General features: G+C 27.3%; 1 pseudogene. It reads left to right on the top strand.

The features are described from left to right. Positions 1-320: pseudogene (locus IX290_RS11500) on the top strand (hypothetical protein); the annotation flags it as partial. Positions 321-363: the final 43 nt, after the last annotated feature.

The following is a 363-nucleotide window of genomic DNA, read 5'->3' as shown; positions in this document are numbered from 1 at the left end:
CTTTCAAAGATGAATTTATTCCTTTATCATCAATTATTCCACCACTAGCAGCAGTTGTTGCAAAGACAGATAAGAAAGGTATTGTAAAATCTTTAGTATTTGTCGGTGATGGATGCCATATAATCAACATTAAAGACAAAGAAGAAGCAAGAGAACCAGATTTTGAAGAAGCAAAAGAATTTGTAAAAAATGAATTTAAGAAATCTGTTTACAATGATATATACAATAAAGTTGTAGAAGAGATATTAAATAAAAAACACGGTGGAAATGTTGAAAAAGCTTCTTCAGAAGAAAAAGTTGAAGAAAAAAAGAGTGAATAATTAGGAGGCTATTATGAAAAAAATATTAATGATTATTACTTTA

The organism is Fusobacterium sp. DD2 (assembly GCF_018205345.1).
In the GTDB taxonomy this organism is placed as follows: domain Bacteria; phylum Fusobacteriota; class Fusobacteriia; order Fusobacteriales; family Fusobacteriaceae; genus Fusobacterium_A.
This window is presented reverse-complemented; position numbering and strand designations above follow the sequence as displayed.